Source organism: Novacetimonas hansenii JCM 7643 (assembly GCF_000964405.1).
Lineage (GTDB): Bacteria > Pseudomonadota > Alphaproteobacteria > Acetobacterales > Acetobacteraceae > Novacetimonas > Novacetimonas hansenii.
Genome location: NZ_BANE01000155.1, coordinates 1 through 3864, shown reverse-complemented (window position 1 = coordinate 3864; position 3864 = coordinate 1). Strand labels below are relative to the sequence as shown.

Below are 3864 nucleotides of genomic sequence, written 5' to 3'. Positions count from 1 at the left end.
TTTTTGGTGAAGCTTTTTCCAAAAAGCTTCAGAAGATGCCGCCTTTTTCGATCAAAAGACGGCACCCAGAAACTTGTCCTGTTTTTTATCAATGATGTGTTTTCAAACACTCTCTTAGGGGATTTCCCTTCCTCCCTTTGAAACGGCGATTACGCTTAAAACAGACGGTAGGCATCAGACCATGCCGTGGCGGCGTCATCCCATGCGGGGGGCACCCGCCACGGCACGTGCGCAGGCCGCGACCGCCACCAGCATGGCCGCCAGCATCGCAAACGCCATCGGCAGGCCGCTGTACTGCGCCACAAGACCGATCAGCGCAGGCCCGATCAGTATCCCGGCATAACCAATGATGGTGATGCCCGATATGGCGGCCTCGACCGGCATGATCCGCTGCCTGCCCATCGCGCCATACAGGACCGGGACAATATTGGCACACCCCGCCCCCATCAGCGCCAGCGCGCACAGTGCAACCCAAAGCGAGGGCGCCAACACAACCAGTGCCAGCCCCATCGCCGCGCAGGCAGCCCCCACACCGATCACCCATGCATCGCCCATACGCCGCACGACGGCATCCCCCGACAGCCGGCCCAGCACCATGGCGGCGCAAAAGGCCACATAACCGCCCCCCGCACGCGCGGGCGGCAGGTGATGCGCGCTGGACAGGAAAATGGCACTCCAGTCCAGCATGGCGCCCTCGACCAGAAACGCGGCACAGCACATCAGCCCCGCCAGCAGCACGACGCCGCGCGGCAACATCAGGCGACGTGCGACACCAGGGCGGGCGGCATCAGGGCGGGCGGCACCATCATGCACCGTGGTGGGTTTCTGGGGGGATGCCGGGATGCATGTAATGTCGGATTCCGGCAATGATTCCGCCACCATCCCCGGCAAGGATTCCAGCATGGACTCCGCCGCAGCGCCCGGCACAGCGCCCGGCACAGCGTCCGTCACGGCATCCGGGACAGCATCCGGGACAGCATCCGGCGCAACCGCCGGTCCGAACACCGGACCCAGCAGCCCCCCCGCCGCCAGCGCGATCGTGCCGCCAACGCATATGACACCCGCCACGGTAATGCCCGCAGGCGACATCCCCATGCCCAGCCCCCCGCTGGCCCCCGCCGCGCCCAGCAGCGTGCCGACACTGAACATGCCATGGAAGCCCGACATCATGGGCCGCCTGCTTTCATGTTCCACCGCGACGGCCTGCACGTTGATGACGCAATCCATCGCCCCCATCGCCGCACCAAACAGCAACAGGCATGCCGCCAGCGTGACAAAGGTGGAGGCCAGCCCAAGCCCCGGTAACGCCAGACACAACAGCGCACACGCGACCACCAGCACCCGTCGGCATCCCGCGCGCGCAACCAGACGCGCGGCAATCGGCATTCCCACAACCGACCCCAACCCCAGACACAGCAGCAGAATACCCAGCGCCCCCGATGACAGCCCGGCACGCGCCCGCGCGAACGGAACCAGCGGCCCCCATCCCGCCAGCGCAAACCCCACCACCAGGAATACCATCCGCGTCGCCACCTGCCGCCGTCGCAGGCCAACGGGCAAATATCCGCCACATTCCACAGGCATATCAGCAGGGTTCCTCGGTTCACGGTGCCATGCGCCAACATCAGGACAGGCAGGGGCAATGTCCGGCATGGATAGGGGATTATGCGCGCGCCCGGCAACCCTGCCCGCCACCAGCCGTTGGCCCCCTGCTTCTACGCGGTCCATGACGGACCATGGGAGAAATATCATCATGACAATATTGCGCACCCCCACCCTCCGCACGCCCCGCCATGACGGGGCACAGGGACAGGCACGAACCCCAGGGCGCAGGCGTGTCGCCGCGTCCCTGCGCCCGGTCGCGCTGTTGCTGTGTCTTGTCTCACTTGCGGGGTGTTACGGCGGCCGGGACTGGCACGACCATCACCATCATCGCGACGGATATTATGGCGGCGGATACCATGACGGGCGCGGCGGGTATGGGCGCGGCGGATATGGCGGAGGCGGACGCGGGTGGTAAGCAACCGGCACCGGGCGGTGGCCAGCGCGGACAGGTGGTTGCCATATGACCACCATGGCGCCACCATGCGCCGCGTCGGTACAGCACGGAGCATGACGCAGGATGAAGGACCAGATCATCGAAGGCATAATTTCAATCGCCTTGGCGCTGGTGGTCCTCCTGATCCTGCAAAGAATACTGGGGTAGCAAAAATTACCGGACCAGGGGTTTTTTCCCACCCGGAAGGCGCAGCAGTGATATGCAGCGGTATTGTGCCGCGATATTTCCGCACTCCTGCCGCAATGGCCGTGCGATATGTCACCCGGCAGCCCCGTTAGTGGAGAATGCAGGATGAAGAAAACGATATTTGGTGCGCTGGCGCTGATGCTGGGCCTTGCGCCCGCGCTTGCCATGGCGCAGCCAATGCCGCCGGGTTATTATCATTATGGTCCGCGTTACGAACGCCGTGGCTGGCGCAGGCCACCGCCGCCGCCGCCCATGTGGCGCAGGCCACCGCCCGTGTGGGGCCGGTATTACGGGCCACCCCCGCCGCCACCACCTCCGCCGGTCTATCCTTACTGGTAAGGGATGGCGGAACGCGGCAGGATGCCTGCGTTCGCGAACAATGTCTTTGATGGAAACCTTCCGGACGTCGCCTTTTTCCGAAAAGGCGGCGTCTTTATGATGCCTTTGGCAAAAGCCAGAACCCGCGCCCCATTGAAATCATCAATGTTTTTGGCGAATATTTTTCCAAAAATCTTCAGAAGACGCCACATTTTTGAAAAAAGGTAGAATCCATAACCTTTTGTTGTTTTTAGGGACTGTCTGAAAACAGGTCTTTGATAAACAGTAGGAAAATATTTTCTGTTGCCTTTCGATCAAAAAAGGCAACATCTTTCGAAGCTTTTTGAAAAAAGCTTCACCAAAAACTTTTATTATTTCATGTTCTTATCGGATTTACCTTTTCAAAATGCGTCCCGCATCCCACCATGGCACTGGCCCGACCGTTTCGGACATGCCCGCCCGCCGCGCCGGCAGTCCGGGCGAGGGCACAGCCCAGCATGCGCATTGCAATGTTGCAATAACGGCAGGGTGTTTCATTTGTGACGATGCATGTATTGCGCGCCAGCACATCCCCGGCACAATGATGGATGCCATCATCATGCCCGGCGTTTTTATTCCCTGAAATTAACACTCAATCAATACATGGGATATCATAGTAAAGGGTGCGTTACTTTCCGCACCAATGGAACCCGACGCCCATCGCGGCGTTGGGATCTGTATGGCGGATCGCCATGATCAGGCCACCAGACGTGTTCGCACCATATGGTACGGACACACATCAACGGAATCAGGAAGCATCATCATGGGTGAATTTACCGACAAGCTGAAGGGCACAGCCGACAAGACCGTCGGGTCGATCAAGGAAACCGTCGGCAAGGCCACAGGCAACGAGGAACTTCAGGCCAAGGGCACCGCCCAGAAGCTGAAGGGAGAGGCTGAAAAGGCCGTAGGTAGCGTCAAGGGCGCGATCAACAAGATCTGATCCCCCTGCCCCTGCGACCGGAGGCAACGGACCATACGCCGTCCCCCTGTCACCTCAATCCCCCACCGCACCATGCCGGTGCGTGGGGGAACGGGGCAGGCCCACCCACCGGGGGCGCAGCAGACCACCTTGCGCATGTCATGGGACACCATGGCATGCGTTTTTTATGTTCCCCAAAATCATGATGCCCAAATGATACTTTCCCTGCCGGGCCAAGGGTGGCGGCACCCTGCACCTGAGGGATTATTTACAAAGTCAGAATGAATACCACACTAAAATCATAAAGGTTTTTGGTGAAGCTTTTCCCAAAAAGCTTCAG

At 60.5% G+C, this 3864-nt stretch carries 4 protein-coding genes; 3 read left to right on the top strand and 1 reads right to left on the bottom strand.

The window, feature by feature from the left end; all coding sequences use genetic code 11:
- Window positions 1-195: 195 nt before the first annotated feature.
- Window positions 196-1755: an MFS transporter gene (locus B7G66_RS11025; RefSeq protein WP_141313058.1), complete on the bottom strand. Its 1560-nt coding sequence runs from the start codon at window positions 1753-1755 to the stop codon at window positions 196-198.
- On the opposite strand from B7G66_RS11025, the gene B7G66_RS17865 reads away from it, so the two are divergent.
- The 3 genes from B7G66_RS17865 (at window position 1754) to B7G66_RS11000 (ending at window position 3545) form a co-directional block, all read left to right on the top strand.
- A complete protein-coding gene (locus B7G66_RS17865) occupies window positions 1754-2020 on the top strand; it encodes a hypothetical protein (protein ID WP_155116160.1) in 267 nt (88 codons plus the stop codon). The genes B7G66_RS11025 and B7G66_RS17865 overlap by 2 nt on opposite strands.
- Window positions 2021-2350: 330 nt before the next feature.
- Entirely contained in the window at window positions 2351-2584 is a 234-nt protein-coding gene (locus tag B7G66_RS11015) for a hypothetical protein (RefSeq protein ID WP_003621593.1), read from the top strand.
- Window positions 2585-3365: 781 nt separating this feature from the next.
- Window positions 3366-3545 carry a CsbD family protein gene (locus B7G66_RS11000; RefSeq protein WP_040512744.1) on the top strand — a complete coding sequence of 60 codons (180 nt, stop codon included), beginning with the start codon at window positions 3366-3368 and terminating at the stop codon, window positions 3543-3545.
- Window positions 3546-3864 lie beyond the last annotated feature (319 nt).